This window comes from Verrucomicrobiia bacterium, from assembly GCA_019694135.1.
In the GTDB taxonomy this organism is placed as follows: Bacteria; Verrucomicrobiota; Verrucomicrobiia; order JADLBR01; family JAIBCM01; genus JAIBCM01.
This window is the reverse complement of sequence record JAIBCM010000006.1, coordinates 84,182-101,523: the sequence shown is the minus strand read 5'-3', so window position 1 is coordinate 101,523 and position 17,342 is coordinate 84,182. Positions and strand designations below refer to the sequence as shown.

The following is a 17,342-nucleotide window of genomic DNA, read 5'->3' as shown; positions in this document are numbered from 1 at the left end:
TTAAAGATAACTTACTCAACCCTTCTATTATTTTTCTGAAGCATAGTAGGAAGAGTCTGAGGAGGAAGCGAACAAATCAGAAGTCTTATCTAAAACTCTATAACGAAACACGCTTATAGTATTCAACCGGAGCAAAATCGTCCGTCAATACAGGCATATCATCGATTATCTGCTTCTTCCATACATGAGACAAAAAATTTTCGATTTCCTTATCGGGGCTTTCCCATTTAAAAACCTTTTCTGACTTCAAGGCTACGAGCATAATATTTTGAGTTTTATTGACTTTCTTCATATTTGGAACTGTAAATAAAAAAACTTGCGGAAAAATTTCTTTATACGTGGCATATTCCGCTCTAGCAAATTTCCCTTTCTCGCCCTCGATAACTGAAATAATATTAACCATAATTATTCCACCGTCATTAAGCGCATTGTATTTTTTGGCCACGGCTTCTTTTGTCGTTAACTGAAAAGGAATTGCCGATGCAGAATTAAATGCATCGCAAAAAATGACATCGTATTTCTTTTGGGTTTCGTTCAAATAAATACGCGCATCTTCATGATAAATAGTGAGATTCTTTTCGTCATTCAAACCGAAATACTTTCGGGCAATATCAGTCATGCCAGGATCAATTTCAACCACGTCCATTTTTGCGTCTGGATAGTTTTTAATAAAATCACGGGGGTACGTATAGGCGCAACCGCCAATCATTAGAACATGAGCGGGGTTAGGCACGAAATGTGCAAATAGTCTATAAAGTTTGGTGTAACCAAAAACCAAATCATCAGTACCGTCAGTAAACATAGCCGCTTGCGTACCATAGGGGTCAGTTACAAGAGCTAATATTGGTCTTTTTGTTGCAGGATCAGTTTTGCGTAAAACTAAAATACGATTATAGGCTGTATCAACATCAGCTACGATTATTTTTTGTTTTAAGAAAGGGAACATCCAAGTTAATCCCCACAAAACAATTAAAATAAAAACCTCTACTTTAATCGATTTCACTATTTCGGTGCCCAAAAGTAAAAAAACGGTCATAGACAAAAGAACAAAAGAAAGAATAATCAATGAATTGGTTGAACCGAAATTAGGAATAATATAAAAACCGGCTAAAAAGGTGCCGAAAATACTGCCAGCTGTAGATATAGCGTAAAGATTACCAGCTGTTCTTCCAGATCTGGTAATGTCGCTCATTTTAAGCCTTACCGCATAGGGAGAAATCATGCCCAAAAGAAAACTGGCTGGTGCAAAGAGTACTAATGAAATTATAATACATTTAATCTCTAGAATAATCGGGAAAGTCGAAATAATTCCTGAAAAAACATCTTTAGTAAAAGCCGAAAAAGCTATTGCTTGAGCAGAAAAAATAATAATCAAAGCCATCGGCCTAGTGCTCGGTCTCTTATCTGCCAATCGGCCACCAGCATAGCACCCAACACTCAAACTTAAAAGGATTATCCCAATCAAACTAGTCCAGGCATAAATGGAAGTACCCACATAAGGAGCAATAACACGCGACCCAATCAATTCAAAAATCATCACGACTGCTCCGCAGACGAATACAACTATCTCGAGCACAAATTTCCTATTTGAAACCACCAAATTATTTTCCATATATTTATTTTCTAAGTTTATGAGCCGCCCTCATCAAAACCTTATCCTTCGTCCATAATTCGGCGTCGGCCAATAAAGCCGCTGCCAACAGATGAATATCAGTCCAAGATAATCCAAGACCATAAAGTTGATGATTTTCGATAAAGGCAATGAGCTCTGGCCAGCGCGCACTGGATAAACGGGAAAGGCGGGAAAGGTTTTCTAAAAATGTTTTGCGTTGTTTAAAACGGCCACAGGCTAATTCACCTATGACATGCTCATGGGTTACAACCAAATCGGCTTCTAACCATTCCACGAGTTGATCATTTTTACGATGCAAATGGTCAATCCAGATGCTGGTGTCGACAAGCATGCGTTTCATGCGCCACGTTTAACGAAATGATATCGTCTACGTCTGCCCGCTTTTGCTTTGCGATCGGTTCCGCCCATCATTGCAAGTCTACGGGCCGATTCCTGTTGAATTAAACTATTAAGCCCTTGATGAATTAAAGCGGTTTTTTCCTTTATACCCGTAAGGCTTTGCGCTTCTTCGATTAAAGCATTATCCAAATTTAAAGTCGTCCTCATGCATATAAATATGCATGTTTTATATGCATCATCAATTTATTTGTTTTAAATTTACTCCCCTCCTCGATTCGAAGCAGTCAGGTGGACGCGAAGACGTTCGGTGAGAGCCGCGTAATGAGCGTTGGTGCTGAGACGTTTGACAGTAAGGGGCAGGCGTTCGGACCAGTTACCCGCTAATGCCAAACCGGGAACGTTGAAGCGTTGTTTGGTGGCAAACCAATCGGAAATTTGTAAGCAAGCAAGCCAAGAGTTGGAACGAAAGAGCGTCCGACAAATCGCTGCGTGCAAGTCAGGAGTGAGTTCATCCGGGATCGGTGTTTCGGGCAGACCCACCCATTTTAACAAACAGGTTTGCTCCCAACGTGCAGCGTCTAAGCCTTGTTGGCGATGTTCAGTCCAGACATCCCATTGGGCTGCGATGGGATAATTGTCATGCGTACCAAGTGTTGCCACCGAAAGAAAAGGGTAATCGCTTCCATCCAAGTAAGTGTTATCCGGTTTGCGATGGAAATAAGGCAATTTCATACCGGGAATACCTAAACTTTCCAAGGATTGCGGCACGTAATCGGGAACGGTGCCCAAATCTTCAGCCACCAAGCCCATGTTTCCTGCGGCGTGTTGCAATTCCTTAAGAATAGTTTCTCCATTGACGCGATTCCAGTAGTGCCAATGCGGATCAGAATCCGGTCCAGGAATAAAATGCGGGAGATTACCTATTTTTTCCCAAACTTCGTGTTCGGAAAGGTGAAGAAATTCATCATTTTTCTCGGGTAACCATGGGAAAGCATAGATGCGATAAAATCCCAGAACATGATCAAGGCGACACAGGTGAAAATGTTGGCCAATGCCTTTCACACGATCATGCCACCAACGATAACCTTGTTCTTTGAGAATATCCCAACGATAAATGGGAATACCCCAGTTTTGCCCCCAGCGAGCCGTGAAAGAATCGGGTTGAAAAGAAACTTCTGCTGGAGCGCCACCGGACCAATCCAAATTAAAAATTTCGCGACTACCCCACACATCTGCACTGTAACGGCTGACTCCAAAGGGCATGTCGCCCATGAGATAAACTTTTTGTTCTTCCGCATGAGCCTTGACTTCTTTCCATTGCAAATCGGCAACCCATTGCACGTAGGCATAAAACTGCATTTTTTTCTCCCACTCTTTTTTCTCAGCGCTAGTTGCTATTTTTTCTTTCATGCATTCGGGTGTGGAAAAAGGAGCGGGCCATTTCTCCCACACAATCGAATTCCCGTTGAGTTCCATTGCCAACCGAAAGAGACAATAATTTTCCAACCAACTTTTATTTTCCTCAGTAAATTCATCTAACAACGATTTTTTTCGAAATTTTTGAAACGCTTCCCAAAGTAGATGACGTTTTAACGCTTTCACTTTGGGATAATTGACTGGACCGGAACGAATCGAGTTTAAGATATCGGAAGTAACGATTTGGCTATAAATAGCGCGCGATAAACCGGGAACTTTCGTTGGCGAAAAAAATAAGGTAGTGGGACAAAGCGCTCGAGAACTAATCGTATTATAGGGGCTATTATCTTCGCCGGTTTCGTTGATGGGCAAAAGCTGCAGAACAGAAATTTTATTTTTAGTACACCAATCGATCATTTGGTGCACTCCTTCGGTGTCTCCAATGCCCAGATCTTTTTCATGAGCAATAGCAAAAGAAGGAACTAAAATGCCGGCACGTCGTTGTGAAAAAGAAAAATCCATAAATGAATGTAATTCTTATTATACAGGATTAGCAAAGAGTCAAAGGTTAAGAAAAAAAACAAAAAATATTTCAGATTTAATTAATTTTAACGTTAAAGTTAAACGTTTTACATTAATTTTACAATTTTTAAGTTTAATTTTTATAGGAATGGGTTTAATTGTTATTTTTATGAAACTTACAACTACAGTTTTACTAACTTTGCTTGGTCTCGCTGTTGGCTTTATTTTAGGTTCTTATTTCGGTAAAGATTTTTCAAGAAAAAATGGCGCTACGGAAGCAATCTCTTCAATTTCTCACTCATCAGAAAAACCTTCTGATGTTGAAGTTCAAAAAGCGGTTCAAGCTAAAATATTTGAATTTTATGAATTTAAATTGGACCAGTTTGACATTACTTCCCGCGGCAATAATTCCTATCAAATCAATTTTAAAGGCCGTTTAATTGCGAAAGAAGATCTTTATGTGTTAGGAGATCTTCGAGCAGAATATGAAAAATATAAAATTCCCGGTTACGGTGCATCCCTTAAATCGGTTGATGGCACACCCCTAAGATTTTTGTCGCCCATGGCATCGCAAGGCCAGGAAAAGGAGGTTTTCGGAAGATGCCATGCCGAAAAATATGTGGATCGTTGGTTGGTTGAATGTGAAGGTTTCGAAGATAGTAACAAAATCGTGGGCGTACCACTTTCCACTTTTCCTCGAAAAGATTATGTCATCGAAGGCACACCCGAAGCAAAAGCAGCGTTTGAACGACTCGCAAATATCGCTCATGACAAAGAAAAAAGGTTACAAACTCACTTAAAATCTACTATGCCATACGTAAAAACAGGGACTATTTATGAAGGCACGATCTACCCAAGCAATAGTTCGAAATCGCCTCAAAAAATTCGCATCACTTTTAATGAGGTTCGAGAGGATGGCTCTTTAGTGACGGCCACCGCATCGAATCCAGAAGATGATAAAGAATGGGTTTCTTTGCGCGGCAGCATCAGTTCACATTATGTCAATGATATGGTGACACCAGAAAATGATCCGGAGCGAAAACTTTACGTCACTTACCCTTTGGTCCTTCGAACCGATCCTTCACATGGCTCTTATCGCGATCGCAAAGAATCTTTTAGTTTTTATGTGGTGCACGGTTACAGTTTTTGGCTGGGCATCGAAGAAGGCAAGCTCGCTGGGAAAATCGGACGCGACCCGGATCAAATCCATTACCAGTTTAGTGCCACTCAGAAACCCTAAATTTCAATCATATTTTATACTTCAAAGTTGACAACCTGTCTTAGTCCTTTTTAATTGCTAAAGGTATGTTGAAGAAAAAACACGATGCGGAACAGCCTGACCTTGTTGTAGAAAATTATTTAAAACAAGTTTTGGCAAAAGGAAGAGATCCAAAATTCACTTTACTCGATAGAGAATACAATCACGTTGACAAACTTCAAATTGGAGGAAAATTTTCCTTTGATGGCTCACAACGACATGATGCGGTTTATATTTTTGGCCATAAACTTTACTACATCGACTACGATGCCAGCCAAATGCAACCTCGTGACAGAATTCCTTTAGCTGAACGACACTACGATGGGAAAATGTATGTGGATCCTAGCAATGGCAATAGTTACGATAAAAATAATTACCGATTAGTGGAGCAAAGCCAAATCATCCGCTTCCATAACAATCTATATTATCCCGATTCCAGTAAATCGAAATTGGATTTTTCGAAAAAGAAAACTGCAAATAATCAATTTTTTGAAATTAATGGTGTAATATACGAAAAAAAAGACTCCTTTTTTATTGATGTCAGAAATCCAGATAAAATTTACACCGAAGAAGGTGTGCGGCTTCGCCAGCTTAATAATCATCAAGCCATAGCATTATACCCTCAAAAACAAGAAAATATCGATAAATTTTCACGCACTCCCGGTCCGGAAAATGTTACCGCAGACCCAACTAAAACTGAATTGAAAATCGACACCTCAAATCGCGCTTTTTACGTCCAAATAACCGATCCCTCTCTTTATAACCCAGGCTCTCAAGCCAAAGCCATCACAGTTGATCTCAATATTACTCATCCCGAAACAGGCGCCACAGAAAAACATCAGATCACTCTTCATCTTGAAGAAAACAATCCCAACGTACCGCCAGGAACTTATCGTTCCGATTTGTTGCTCTTAACTAACTATAATCATGCTAACGGCAGACAATTAGCGGCAGAGCCTGGCAGTGAAATAAGTGTCACTTACACCAGTCATATTCCATCAACTCGAGTGGAAAATGGCGTAACCATTTCTGAATCAAAAACCATCACAGCACCCTTAGGTAAAGTGCCTGTGGAAAAAGTGCTTGAACTGGATGTCTTTGTTGTTGTTGATGACGACATCAACAACAATAACGCGTCTCAAGAAAATACTCTAAAAGAAAGACAAGCCCTCTTTAATGCCCACTATTTAAAAAAAGAAATGGCATTAGCTGAAGTACAAGTCAAAATTAACGGACCGTTTTTGGTTAACAAATCTTTGGTTTATGAAGGAGGAAGCCAGACTTTTGTGGATTCGGAAATGACAGCAGCAATAGCTGACAATCAACACCCTTCGCCCAAAGATACTTTGGGGCGCCCTACTCACCTCAGAATGATTGTAGGAGCAGAAAATCATAGAACCTACTATAATGAGAAGCCCTATCCACCTAAACTCCCTGTCGCTACTAATACTTTTTTCATTGACAACGAAAATGGGAAAATGACTCTGGATAATCCTAGAGAAACTTTGGAATCAACAATGCGAATTCTAGTTGAACCCCAATTTAAAAAAACCAATACTGACGAATTGACCATACACGGCCTGACCCCAGAACTCGCCAACACCGCCAAAAAATCCTCGCTCATGACAACCCCGCCGGCAGAAACTCAGTCTCAAAAAACAACTCCTGCCTTAACACCTTAGTAAGCGATCCATTGTCGGATTAAATACCGCCTTGGTCATTTGACTTGATCTCTAGAGAAAATATACTTCTGATTTTTTAACACATCTCGAATTAGATTGAATTCATCTTTTGTGAGGTTACAAAAATTTCATATCTATTTAATTACTAATTGGATAAGAATTTTTATCATCTATTTTACTCCTATCAAAAACTGGGGCTGCTTTTTTAAATTGGATTTCTAAGTTTTTTATGGTTTATAGCAAATTTTCAATTAACCTCAGATCAGGCCAAATTAATTTTTTTCGTATGCGGCTTTTTTCAACCAAACCGATAAAATAGCCACATCACTCGGGTTAATACCCGCAATGCGTGAAGCTTGTCCCAAAGTTTGAGGCCGAATCGCATCCAACTTCATTCTTGCCTCGGTTTTCAATCCTGGAATTTGCGAGTAATCCAAACCCTCCGGCAACTTTGCTCCCTCCGCACGCTGCAACCGTTCCACCTCAGCATTTTGCCTTTGAATATAACCCTCATACTTAATTTCAATCTCGGTTTGCCAAAGAAGCAATTTAGAATAACCACTCTTTAGGGCCTCGGGAAGATCTTCATAACTAAAATCCGTTCGTCGCAACCAATCTGCTAAAGATTTTCCCTCTTTACGATTTACCTGTAGCGTCTCCGTTAACTTCTGACGCTTTTGCTCATCCCACTGAAACCGATCCCACCGCAAATTATCCACCAACCCATAATCCCGCGCTTTTGCCGTCAACCTCTGCGACGCATTATCCTGACGCAACAACAATCGAAACTCGGCACGTGACGTAAACATGCGATAAGGCTCGCTAATCTCCTTCGTAATCAAATCATCAATCATCACCCCGATATAAGCTTGATCACGACTTAAAACAAATGGCTCTTTACCAGCCAAACTTGCCGCGGCATTAACACCAGCTACGAGACCTTGAGCAGCCGCCTCCTCATAGCCCGATGTGCCATTAAGCTGACCGGCAAAATAAAGACCTTCGACTCGTTTCGTCTCCAAAGTCGGATTTAGCTGCGTTGGCGGACAAAAATCATACTCCACCGCATAACCGGGACGAATAATTTCAGCCTTCTCAAGCCCGAGAATCGTTCGAATAAACGCCATTTGCACTTCATAAGGCAAACTAGTCGAACACCCATTCACATAAACCTCATGCGTGTGGCGTCCCTCTGGCTCCAAAAAAATTTGATGACGCTCCTTATCAGCAAATCGAAAAATTTTATCCTCAAATGAAGGACAATAACGCGGACCAACCCCTTCGATTTTACCAACGAACATGGGTGATTTATCGAGATTGGCTCGAATAATATCGGCCGTCTTATCATTGGAATAAGTAATCCAACAAGGGATTTGTTCCACGTGGAACAAACCTTCCCGATGACCATTCAATGTAAATAATTCGCTTTTTTTCTCTTCTAACGTGTCCGAAATAAAACTAAAGCAGGGTGGCGGCTCATCACCATGTTGAATCTCAAGTCTTTTAAAATCGATGGATCTGGCATTTAATCTAGGTGGTGTCCCAGTTTTAAAACGTTTAATGTCAAAACCCAATTTCTTTAACGATATAGATAAACTACTTGAACCTTCCCCCATTCTACCACCATCCTGCTTCTTCATTCCCACATGCATTAAACCCTTAAGAAATGTCCCAGTTGTAACAATAATCTTTTTAGCTAAATATTTAACTCCTAAATTAGTCTCTAATCCGATAACTTTATCGTTAAAAACTAAAATTTCTGAAATTGTGCCTTGCTGCAAGTCTAAATTGACTTGATTTTCGCAAATGAATTTCATTCGGAATTGATAAGCCTTCTTATCACATTGAGCACGAGGTGCTTGAACCGATGGACCTTTTTTCGTATTTAGCATGCGAAACTGTATACCCGTCGCATCAGTGTTTAAACCCATCGCTCCTCCTAAAGCATCAATCTCTCTTACCATGTGACCCTTACCCAAACCACCAATCGCCGGATTGCACGACATTTGCCCAATCGAATCCAAATTCATCGTCAAAAGCAAAGTGCTCGCCCCCATGCGTGCCGAAGCCAATGCGGCTTCAATACCCGCATGACCCGCGCCCACTACAGCCACATCAAACTCTTTTGGATAAGTAAACATAATCTTCTATTAAACCACAGAGGTCGCCGAGGGCGCGGAGGGAAAATGAGGATCTTTTATAATCCATCTTACTTTTAACTCTGCGATCTCCGCGTCCTCCGCGGTAACAAATAAAGCTTCTCAATTTTTTTAGAAAAAGCAAATTGGAATCATGCAAGAATTGGGTCGATTCAAATTAGGTCAAAAAAAGTTTTATGGCCTAGTAGAAAAAGAACAGGTTAGTGAGTTGCAAAATTCACCTTGGGAAAATTTTAAGACAACATCATTGACCGAATCCTGGAACGAACTTGTTATTCTGTCACCCTGCGAACCGAGCAAAATTCTTGTCAGAAAAAATAAAGAAGGTTTTTTGCGAGCGCCCAGCGCTTTACTGCCTCATCGCAATATGATTTCTATTCCTTTTCCTGATCATCCTAATCATTGTGAAGCCGGCCTGGGAATCGTAATAGGAAAAATGGCGCGACGAATAAAAGCAACAGACAGTTCAAATTACATCTTGGGTTACACAGCATTACAAAGTGTCAGTGATAATCATTTTCCACCAACTCAAGCACACTCCTACGACACATTCATGCCAATCGGCCCTACGATTAAAACCGAAATCGCTCAAGAGGGAAAAATGGAATTATGGCACAATGGCGAACTCAAACAACAAACAGAACTTGCCGCACTTTTAAAAATTGTGCCCGATTGGCTGGCAGAAGTTTCCGATGCTATGACTTTGTGGCCTGGTGATATCTTGGCCTTAACTTTGTCTGAAAATGCACCGACACTAAAACCTGGCGATCATGTGGAAGTCATCATCCATTCGCTGCGCAATTTAGCTACCAATGTCGGCATGAGAGGATCAGCTTAAAACTTATGCAGGATTCCTGGTCACAAATTAGCCTGTGCGTGATTACTTTGAACGAAGAAAAAAATCTTTCAGACTGTTTAGCAAGTGTCAAAGGATGTGGAGAAATGATAGTTGTCGATTCAGGCAGCACAGATGGCACACAGGCCATTGCGGAAAGTTTTGGAGCGAAGTGGACAGTTAAACCTTGGAAAGGATTCGCACAGCAAAGAAGGGAGGCTGAGTTGCTAGCAAGCAAACCGTTTGTCTTTTTTTTGGATGCAGATGAACGAGTAAGCGAAGCACTTCATGGCGAAATTTCAGATTTATTACAACGGCCTCAAGCTGAGCAACGACTTTATCACATGCAAAGACAAAGCGAATTTTTAGGCAGAAAAATCCGTCATGGGGATTGGAAAAGAGACTGGGTGGCGCGTCTGGCACCACGCGGTAAAACAGAATGGCAAGGGCGAGAACCTCATCCCTATTTAACCGGCAAAGGACTTAAGGTTTATTATTGCCAAAATACGTTGAAACATTTTCCTTACCCGGATGTCAGTGTGTTTTTTAAGAAAAGTGATAGCTATGCGCGCACATGGGCAAAAGAAGCTTATCACTCAGGAAAACGAGGCGGGCAAGGGATGGGTTGGGCGCGAGCCGTTTGGCGTTGGGTGCGAGGTTATCTTTTGCGTGGCGGTTTTTTGGATGGTCGGGCGGGGTGGGTGATTGCTTGGCATAATGCTCGCATGGTGCGATTAAAATATTTGTTTTTGGAAGAGCTTCGTCATAAAGAAAAATAATTCATGTCTACCGCTCTGAAAGCAGGAAAAATTAGTGTAGCGGTTTTCGGATCGCGCTTACTGGGTTTGGTAAGAGAATCGGTGTTTGCTCATTTTTTTGGCGCGGGCATGGCGAGTGATGCATTTCGCGCCGCGTTTAAAATTCCTAATTTACTACGAGATTTATTTGCTGAAGGGGCGCTTTCCACCGCATTTGTGGCAACGTTCACGAAAACTTTGGAGCAGGAAGGGGACAAGAAAGGGTGGCGTCTAGCAAATTTAGTATTCACAGCACAATTTGTTTTTTTATTTTTGATCGTCTTAATCGGAATTGCTTGCGCGCCGGCCATTGTGGAGCTCATCGGCGGTCCTTTGCCTTCTGACACAAAACATCTCGCCACCAGTCTCACGCGAATCATGTTTCCTTTTATTATGTTGGTTTCTGCAGCGGCAGTTATGATGGGTCTACTTAATGCCAAGGGTCGTTTCGGGTTGCCAGCATCGGCTTCGATTTTTTTTAATTTAGGTTCGATTGTTGCAGGTGTGGGTTTGGCTTATGCGATTGATCCCATGTTTGGTCCACGCTCGATTTTAGGCATGGCGCTTGGAGTTTTAATTGGCGGCGCATTACAATTTGGAGTGCAAGTACCAGCCGCATGGCGCATGGGGTTTCGTTTTCATTGGTTATGGGATTTTCGTGATAATCGTTTTTTAGAGGTGATGCGGTTGCTAGGTCCTGCAGTGATTGGAGCTTCAGCGGTGCAAATCAATGTGCTAGTTAACACGCGGTTTGCAGCAGAAGTCGGCGAAGGTGCAATTTCCTGGTTAGAATACGCGTTTCGCTTGATGCAATTTCCTATCGGCTTATTGGGTGTTGCGATCGCCACCGTCACTTTGCCGCAAGTGGCTAGAAATGCTGCTTCAAACGATCAAAGCAGTTTTCGAAAAAATCTAGCAAAATCGTTGCGATTAACTTTCGCTTTAACCATTCCAGCAGCTGTCGGCTTAGCAATTGTTGCAGAATCGTTAATTACTTTACTTTATCAACGAGGAAAATTTCATTTTCACGACACGCAACAAACGGCATTAGCGCTGCAAGCTTATACAATAGGTTTGGCGGGCTATGCCGCAATCAAAGTCATTGTTCCGGCGTTTTACGCTTTGGGCGATGCAAAAGTTCCAGTGAGAGTAAGCGGTTTTGGAATTTTTTTAAATTTGGGACTTAATTTTTTAACGGTAAAAATTTTACATTGGGGTCATGCAGGTTTGGCTTTAGCCACCTCCAGTGTCGCGCTACTTAATTTTTTGCAACTAGCTTACGCGATGCGCACTCGCTTAAAACGGTTGGAAGGAAAATTACTTGCGACAACTTTATTAAAGACGATAGCTGCCTCATTGGGAATGGGCACAATTGTGTGGGCAACGCAAAAGTTTTTTTATGACTGGGGAAGTTTTATCAGAGTGGCAGGAGGAGTCGGTTTTGGAGTGATTAGTTTTATTTTTTTCGCTAAACTCTTACATATTGAAGAAATCGAAGAAATCTACTCAGGCTTAAAACAGCGTTGGAAAAAATAATCTCATGCGACAAGTCTTAGATCGATTAGAGCAGTTTGCGATTGATGTGATTTTGGAACGGCGCTACGGAAAGCGCGCGTCCATTTTGCGTGGGGTTTTATTGGGTCTGTCGCGGGTTTATGAGCAAGTGGTGCGCTGGCGCTGGCAGTTATATCAAGATCGAGTTTTAAAAAGTCAACCTGTAGGATGTTTGGTAATTAGTGTGGGAAATTTGACGGTGGGAGGCACAGGCAAAACGCCGGTGGTGGAAAAATTGGCGCGCATGCTGCAAGAAAAAGGGCGACGTGTAGCGGTGTTAAGTCGTGGCTATAAATCGAAACCTATTCCTGTGGGACGACGATTGTTGCAATTTTTTTCCAAAGAAAGTGCGCCGCCCCGCGTGGTGAGCGATGGGCGTTCGCTCTTATTGGATTCCAACCGAGCAGGTGATGAACCTTTTATGTTAGGAACGAATTTAAAAGAAGTGCCTGTGGTGGTAGATCGAGATCGCGTCAAGGGGGCTTGTTATGCGATTAAGCGATGGGGTGTAGACACGTTGATTTTAGATGATGGATTTCAATATTTCCCCTTGCAAAATCAGCGTTGGGATGTGGTGCTAGTTGATCGTCAAGCGCCGTTTGGAAATCAATTTCTTTTACCCCGCGGCACATTAAGAGAACCTCCGGATCATTTGCGGCGAGCGGATTTGATTTTGATTACTAAATGCGAATCTTCTGAAAATATAGAGCTAAAAGAAAAAATCCGTCGTTTCAATCGTCACGCGGCAATTGTGGAGTGTCGTCATGAACCGCGCTATTATCAAAATATTCATACGGGCGAAAGAAAACCATTGGAATTTATTAAGGATCTGCGCATCACAGCCATGTCGGGCATTGCTGCGCCTCAAAGTTTTGAAGGTTTCTTGAAACAGTTGGGAGCGAATTTGATTTACAGCAAGCAGTTTGCCGATCATCACCGTTTTTCGCATCAGGAAGTGCTAGCGGTCATGCGTCGCAGTCGCTCCTTTCGTGCCAAAGCCATCATCACTACAGAAAAAGATGCCGTGCGCTTACCTGTTTTATTGGAAGAAGAGATTGACGTGCCCATTTATTTTTTGCGCGTAGAAATCGGAGTCATTGGCGGCCAAGAAAATTTTCAAAAGTGGGTGGATAGGATTATTGGATAGGCCAATTTGTTAGCATCCGATCAATAAATTTTGAACTTTATAAACTTGATTGCATTCTGCGGCAATGTTACATTACAGTATGACAGTAATACCTCTTTCTAAACGTGGCACGCTTACCATTCCACCAGAATTTCGTCGTAAACTGGGTTTGGATCGTTTGCCAAACGCTTTATTTATTGTTGAGCAAAAAGAAGGAGGACTCTTTTTAAAGCCTTGCTCAGCGATTCCAGTAAGGAATTTTCCACAATCCACTTTAGCAAAATGGATCAAGGAGGACGAAGCTCAGGTCAAAGAGTTTGGTTTAACGGATCTTATTTCTGACTCGTGAAACTTTTTCTGGACACAAGCGTGCTTATTGCTGCGGTGGGTTCAGAGCGCGGAGGCTCTCATCTCCTATTTAAGGTTCACATAATAAAAGGATGGAAGTTGCTTACTTCGCATTATTGTTTTGCAGAAGTTTTACGCAACTTAAATAAGCTAAAAAACATTTCTCCCTGGGAGGAAAAAATTTTACCTTTCCTTGAGATTGTTGATGATGTTTTTACACTAGATAAACCGCTTGTTTTTCCGATAAGTAAAGACAAGCCCCCACTTTTTTCTGCCCTAGCAGCTGAAGCAGATTTTTTTCTTACACTTGATCGGACTGACTTTCAGACTCTCCTTGGAAAATCTCTCTATCACATGCACTTGTTAACACCCGCAGAATTTCTTTTGCGACAACGTCAACAGGAAAAAATCTAAGTCGCGAGTTGCAAGCTGATCAGGTAAACAAATTTTATCCAGCTTTACTACAGTCCTTCACACGCCAACCATAAACTAATTCATTCATGCTCTGATAAGTGTTAACGTGCACCACGAGATTATAAGAGTCGCCCTTTTTCCATTCGTTGGCGGCACGTTCTGGATCGGGCCAATCGACAAATAAAAGCCCCTGACCAGACCAGGAAAAACCGGCACGATAAGCCCAGACTTTTCTTGTTTCGCGAGCAAGCTTGGGTTCGGGTCCCCATCGCAATTCAGCGCTAGAAAGTAAAAGATGGGGAAGGGGGTTACCCATCCCAAAAGGCTCTAAGCGCGATAAAAGGGCGTGCCACTTCCGTGCCAACTCTAAAGCATTAGGTGTTAGAGAGCCCTCAACTTTCGCTAAAATCTCATGCTCTAGCTGAAAATCTTTTAAAGCGTGCAAGCAATTATCATTTAACCAACGACGAAAAATTTCCAACTGCTCCGCCTTTAAAGTTAGTCCAGCCGCGGCACGATGACCTCCACCCTTTAGCAACAAACCCGCTTCCACGGCTTGTTTAATTCCTGCGCCCAAATCGTAAGGCTCCAAACTTCTCCCAGATCCTTTCCAATAGCCAGCACTTTCATGCCAACCACATAAAATGGCGGGCCGCCCCCAACGCTCTTTCACGCGTGATGCTACAATACCCACTACGCCGGGATGCCATTCTTTATCCGCTAATAATAAAACAATGTCATTGGGATTTTTTTCCAAGAGGCTTTGAGCTTGCTGAAATGCACTCGACTCCATTTTCCTTTGCATCGCTTGACGCTCGCGATTGTAATCATCACATTTTTGTGCCAAAGACATCGCTTCCTTAATATTTTTTGCCAATAAAAGTTGCACCGAACAACTTGCCTCCTCTAAACGGCCTGTGGCATTCAAGCGAGGTCCCCATTGAAAAGAATAAGTTTGGACGGTAACTCGATCCGTATTGGCCACTTGTTTTAAAGCAAGCAAACCAGGAATTTTTTCTAAAATTTCGGATTGATTAGCGCGTTGGAGTGAATGTTTTGCCAGCGCTCGATTGATGCGTCGCAAGGGCATAACATCAACAATTGTTCCCAAGCCAGCTAAAATTAAAGCCCGATCACGATTCCAGTTTTGAATTCCCGTGCTCTGAACAAATTTTTCACAAAAAAGAAAGACCAATCCTGCTGCACTTAATTCTGTTAAAGCGATGGCTGAATTTTCCAATGCGTAAGCCTTGGGATTAAGATGTGCATAAGCAGGATGCTTTTCCAAAGTGAACTCAACCAAATGATGATCAATCACAATACAATCCACACCGTGCTCATGCAAAAAACGAATGGCGGCTTGTGACGATGAGCCGCAATCCACAGTAATAATGAGCTGGGGCTTAAAAGCAGCCAAACACTTTTCCACCGCGCCTTGGGTTAAACCATAATCATCTTCCATACGATCGGGAATAAACCAATCGAATGCCTCATGATTTGCAGTCCTCAATAAATCATGCATCTGCACCAAAGCCGTTATTCCGTCCGCATCATAATCGCCAAATATCACTGTGCGTTCTTGATTTTTTAAAGCGCGTAAAAGTCGCTCTTCTGCTTTTGAATAATCGGAAAGTTGAGCGATAGAATTGGAAAATAGAGGTAAATCGTGAAGAAACTGCTCAATTTCTTCCAGCGTTTCACAGCCCCGCGCTCGACACACCGCTTCTAATAAATCTCGAGGTTTTGAACCGTTAACCTCTAAGTGAACCAATTTCATGGCTCCTATTTATCTTTTACAAGACAACAACGATTATGTGGCAAAAGGTAAAGAGCTGTAACAATTAAAAACAAATAAAACGCATTCTTAGCTACTGTGTCATGTTGCTTCATAAGCATCATTCCAAAACACAACGCAAGCATAAGAAATCCCAAACACATTAGCATACAACGCGTTTTAATGCCTAAAAGCAATGCAACGCCAAAAATAACCTCTAACCATGGCAAAGCCCAACAAAAAGGAATTAAAAGAATGCGCGGTAAAAAAGTGGCTTGTGCAAATTGCTCGACTAACCCCTTGCTAAAACCAACTAAATTTGCCAGAGCATAATCATTTCCTTCACCTTTCAGTTTCCCAAGAAAAGCAACGATAAATAACATTGCTAAAAATAATCGCAGCAACATAAACGCTACCGTTTTATGACATTCACAAGTGGTTTCTTTCATAAATAGCATTGAAGCAAATTTTTAGCGTTGGCCAATGTTTTTTCCTTAGAGTATAGTAATAAAATGAAGTCACGAGCATCCGACAAGGCTTCGTTTTATCATCAACTGGGTAATTTATTAGCTGGCGGGGTCGGATTACGTATAGCGCTGGAATCGCTCGCAGAACATTTGCCCAAAGCTCGATTAAGAAAAATTGCTAATGAATGTTTGTTGCATCTCGAACAAGGCCAGGCATTTTATCTTGCACTAGCGCAGCAAGCCAATTGGTTTGATCCTTTCGAAATCGCTATCTTTGAAGCTGGTGAAAAAGCGGGGCAACTCAGTGAAATTTGCCGTCAACTGAGCGACTTTTGGTTAGCGTACGCCGAAGCTGAGCACGATTTTTTTGTTGCCAACATCTATCCTCTTTTTCTTATTCATTTTGCTTTTTTGGTTAGTGCTACTCTTCGTTATTCCGAGCAAGGCGCCTTGGGTTTCTTTGATCAGTTAATCGGCAGTTTAGGCATTTTTTATGCCTTAATTTTTTTGTTATTTCTTCTCTTTCGTTATTGCAAAACTCTTTTGCAAACGTTTTTCATTAAAGTTCCAGGCTTGCGAAATTTAGCTTTTACAGGCGCACTTTACCGTTTTGTTTTTACTTTGCGTTTACAACTTCAAGCTGCCATTCCATTGCGAGACGCCATTTCTCTGGCCTTTCAAGCCGGGGATCATCCCAGTTTAAAAGCATTGGCAGAACCAGTCATAGAACAAGTGAAGCAAGGAAAATCTCTCACCGAAGCGTTTCAACCACTTTTCACTTTTTCACCTTATTTAAAATCCTTTTTTGCTACGGGTGAAACCTCAGGAAAAATTTTAGAAACTTTAAACTATGTAGAAAATTATTTATCTCAACAATGGCGAGGAAATGTTAAACGTCTAAGCCGATGGTTGCCACGACTCATTTATTTCATCGTAGTCATGTACGTAGCCATGCAAATCATCGCTTTTTACGGTCGATATTATAATACCCTTAACAACTTAGAATAAAACTAAATTC

16 protein-coding genes are annotated in these 17,342 nt (G+C 41.6%); 9 read left to right on the top strand and 7 right to left on the bottom strand.

The features are described from left to right. Window positions 1-97 precede the first annotated feature (97 nt). Genes K1X66_09170 through K1X66_09155 form a run of 4 tightly spaced genes read right to left on the bottom strand, consistent with a single transcriptional unit; the run spans window position 98 to window position 3,910 of the window. On the bottom strand, window positions 98-1,612 hold the full coding sequence (locus K1X66_09170) for a fused MFS/spermidine synthase (GenBank protein MBX7158541.1): 1,515 nt from the start codon (window positions 1,610-1,612) through the stop codon (window positions 98-100). Window positions 1,613-1,616: 4 nt separating this feature from the next. Continuing rightward, window positions 1,617-1,973, bottom strand: a complete 357-nt coding sequence (locus K1X66_09165) for a PIN domain-containing protein (protein ID MBX7158540.1) — start codon at window positions 1,971-1,973, stop codon at window positions 1,617-1,619. After that, entirely contained in the window at window positions 1,970-2,179 is a 210-nt protein-coding gene (locus K1X66_09160; GenBank protein ID MBX7158539.1) for a type II toxin-antitoxin system VapB family antitoxin, read from the bottom strand. Before K1X66_09160 ends, K1X66_09165 begins: the two co-directional genes overlap by 4 nt. Before the next feature lie 51 nt (window positions 2,180-2,230). Further along, window positions 2,231-3,910: a 4-alpha-glucanotransferase gene (locus K1X66_09155; protein ID MBX7158538.1), complete on the bottom strand. Its 1,680-nt coding sequence runs from the start codon at window positions 3,908-3,910 to the stop codon at window positions 2,231-2,233. Window positions 3,911-4,079: 169 nt separating this feature from the next. Here K1X66_09155 and K1X66_09150 point away from each other — a divergent pair, with 169 nt between their 5' ends. Next, window positions 4,080-5,150, top strand: a complete 1,071-nt coding sequence (locus K1X66_09150; GenBank protein ID MBX7158537.1) for a hypothetical protein — start codon at window positions 4,080-4,082, stop codon at window positions 5,148-5,150. A gap of 65 nt (window positions 5,151-5,215) precedes the next feature. Beyond that, entirely contained in the window at window positions 5,216-6,850 is a 1,635-nt protein-coding gene (locus K1X66_09145; protein MBX7158536.1) for a hypothetical protein, read from the top strand. A gap of 272 nt (window positions 6,851-7,122) precedes the next feature. Here K1X66_09145 and mnmG read toward each other — a convergent pair whose 3' ends face one another. After that, on the bottom strand, window positions 7,123-8,991 hold the full coding sequence (gene mnmG, locus K1X66_09140) for a tRNA uridine-5-carboxymethylaminomethyl(34) synthesis enzyme MnmG (GenBank protein MBX7158535.1): 1,869 nt from the start codon (window positions 8,989-8,991) through the stop codon (window positions 7,123-7,125). Window positions 8,992-9,142: 151 nt separating this feature from the next. On the opposite strand from mnmG, the gene K1X66_09135 reads away from it, so the two are divergent. The 6 genes from K1X66_09135 to K1X66_09110 all read left to right on the top strand — a co-directional run bounded on the left by K1X66_09135 (window position 9,143) and on the right by K1X66_09110 (window position 14,083). After that, complete coding sequence (locus K1X66_09135; GenBank protein ID MBX7158534.1) at window positions 9,143-9,847, top strand: fumarylacetoacetate hydrolase family protein; 705 nt, start codon at window positions 9,143-9,145, stop codon at window positions 9,845-9,847. 5 nt (window positions 9,848-9,852) lie between these two features. Further along, a complete protein-coding gene (locus K1X66_09130; GenBank protein ID MBX7158533.1) occupies window positions 9,853-10,623 on the top strand; it encodes a glycosyltransferase family 2 protein in 771 nt (256 codons plus the stop codon). 3 nt (window positions 10,624-10,626) lie between these two features. Beyond that, window positions 10,627-12,177 carry a murein biosynthesis integral membrane protein MurJ gene (murJ, locus tag K1X66_09125; GenBank protein ID MBX7158532.1) on the top strand — a complete coding sequence of 517 codons (1,551 nt, stop codon included), beginning with the start codon at window positions 10,627-10,629 and terminating at the stop codon, window positions 12,175-12,177. A gap of 4 nt (window positions 12,178-12,181) precedes the next feature. Continuing rightward, on the top strand, window positions 12,182-13,342 hold the full coding sequence (gene lpxK, locus K1X66_09120) for a tetraacyldisaccharide 4'-kinase (protein ID MBX7158531.1): 1,161 nt from the start codon (window positions 12,182-12,184) through the stop codon (window positions 13,340-13,342). A 79-nt stretch (window positions 13,343-13,421) separates the two neighbouring features. Beyond that, a complete protein-coding gene (locus K1X66_09115; GenBank protein ID MBX7158530.1) occupies window positions 13,422-13,670 on the top strand; it encodes an AbrB/MazE/SpoVT family DNA-binding domain-containing protein in 249 nt (82 codons plus the stop codon). Continuing rightward, a complete protein-coding gene (locus K1X66_09110) occupies window positions 13,667-14,083 on the top strand; it encodes a hypothetical protein (protein MBX7158529.1) in 417 nt (138 codons plus the stop codon). The genes K1X66_09115 and K1X66_09110 overlap by 4 nt, the downstream gene beginning before the upstream one ends. A gap of 34 nt (window positions 14,084-14,117) precedes the next feature. Here the strand turns inward: K1X66_09110 and K1X66_09105 are convergent, their stop codons facing one another. Then, the gene (locus K1X66_09105) at window positions 14,118-15,860 is read right to left on the bottom strand and encodes a DHH family phosphoesterase (protein ID MBX7158528.1); all 1,743 of its coding nucleotides are present in this window, start codon (window positions 15,858-15,860) and stop codon (window positions 14,118-14,120) included. Window positions 15,861-15,865: 5 nt separating this feature from the next. Next, entirely contained in the window at window positions 15,866-16,306 is a 441-nt protein-coding gene (locus K1X66_09100; GenBank protein ID MBX7158527.1) for a DoxX family protein, read from the bottom strand. 63 nt (window positions 16,307-16,369) lie between these two features. Between K1X66_09100 and K1X66_09095 the strand changes: the two genes are divergently transcribed. After that, window positions 16,370-17,332, top strand: a complete 963-nt coding sequence (locus K1X66_09095; GenBank protein MBX7158526.1) for a type II secretion system F family protein — start codon at window positions 16,370-16,372, stop codon at window positions 17,330-17,332. The last annotated feature ends 10 nt before the right edge of the window (window positions 17,333-17,342 follow it).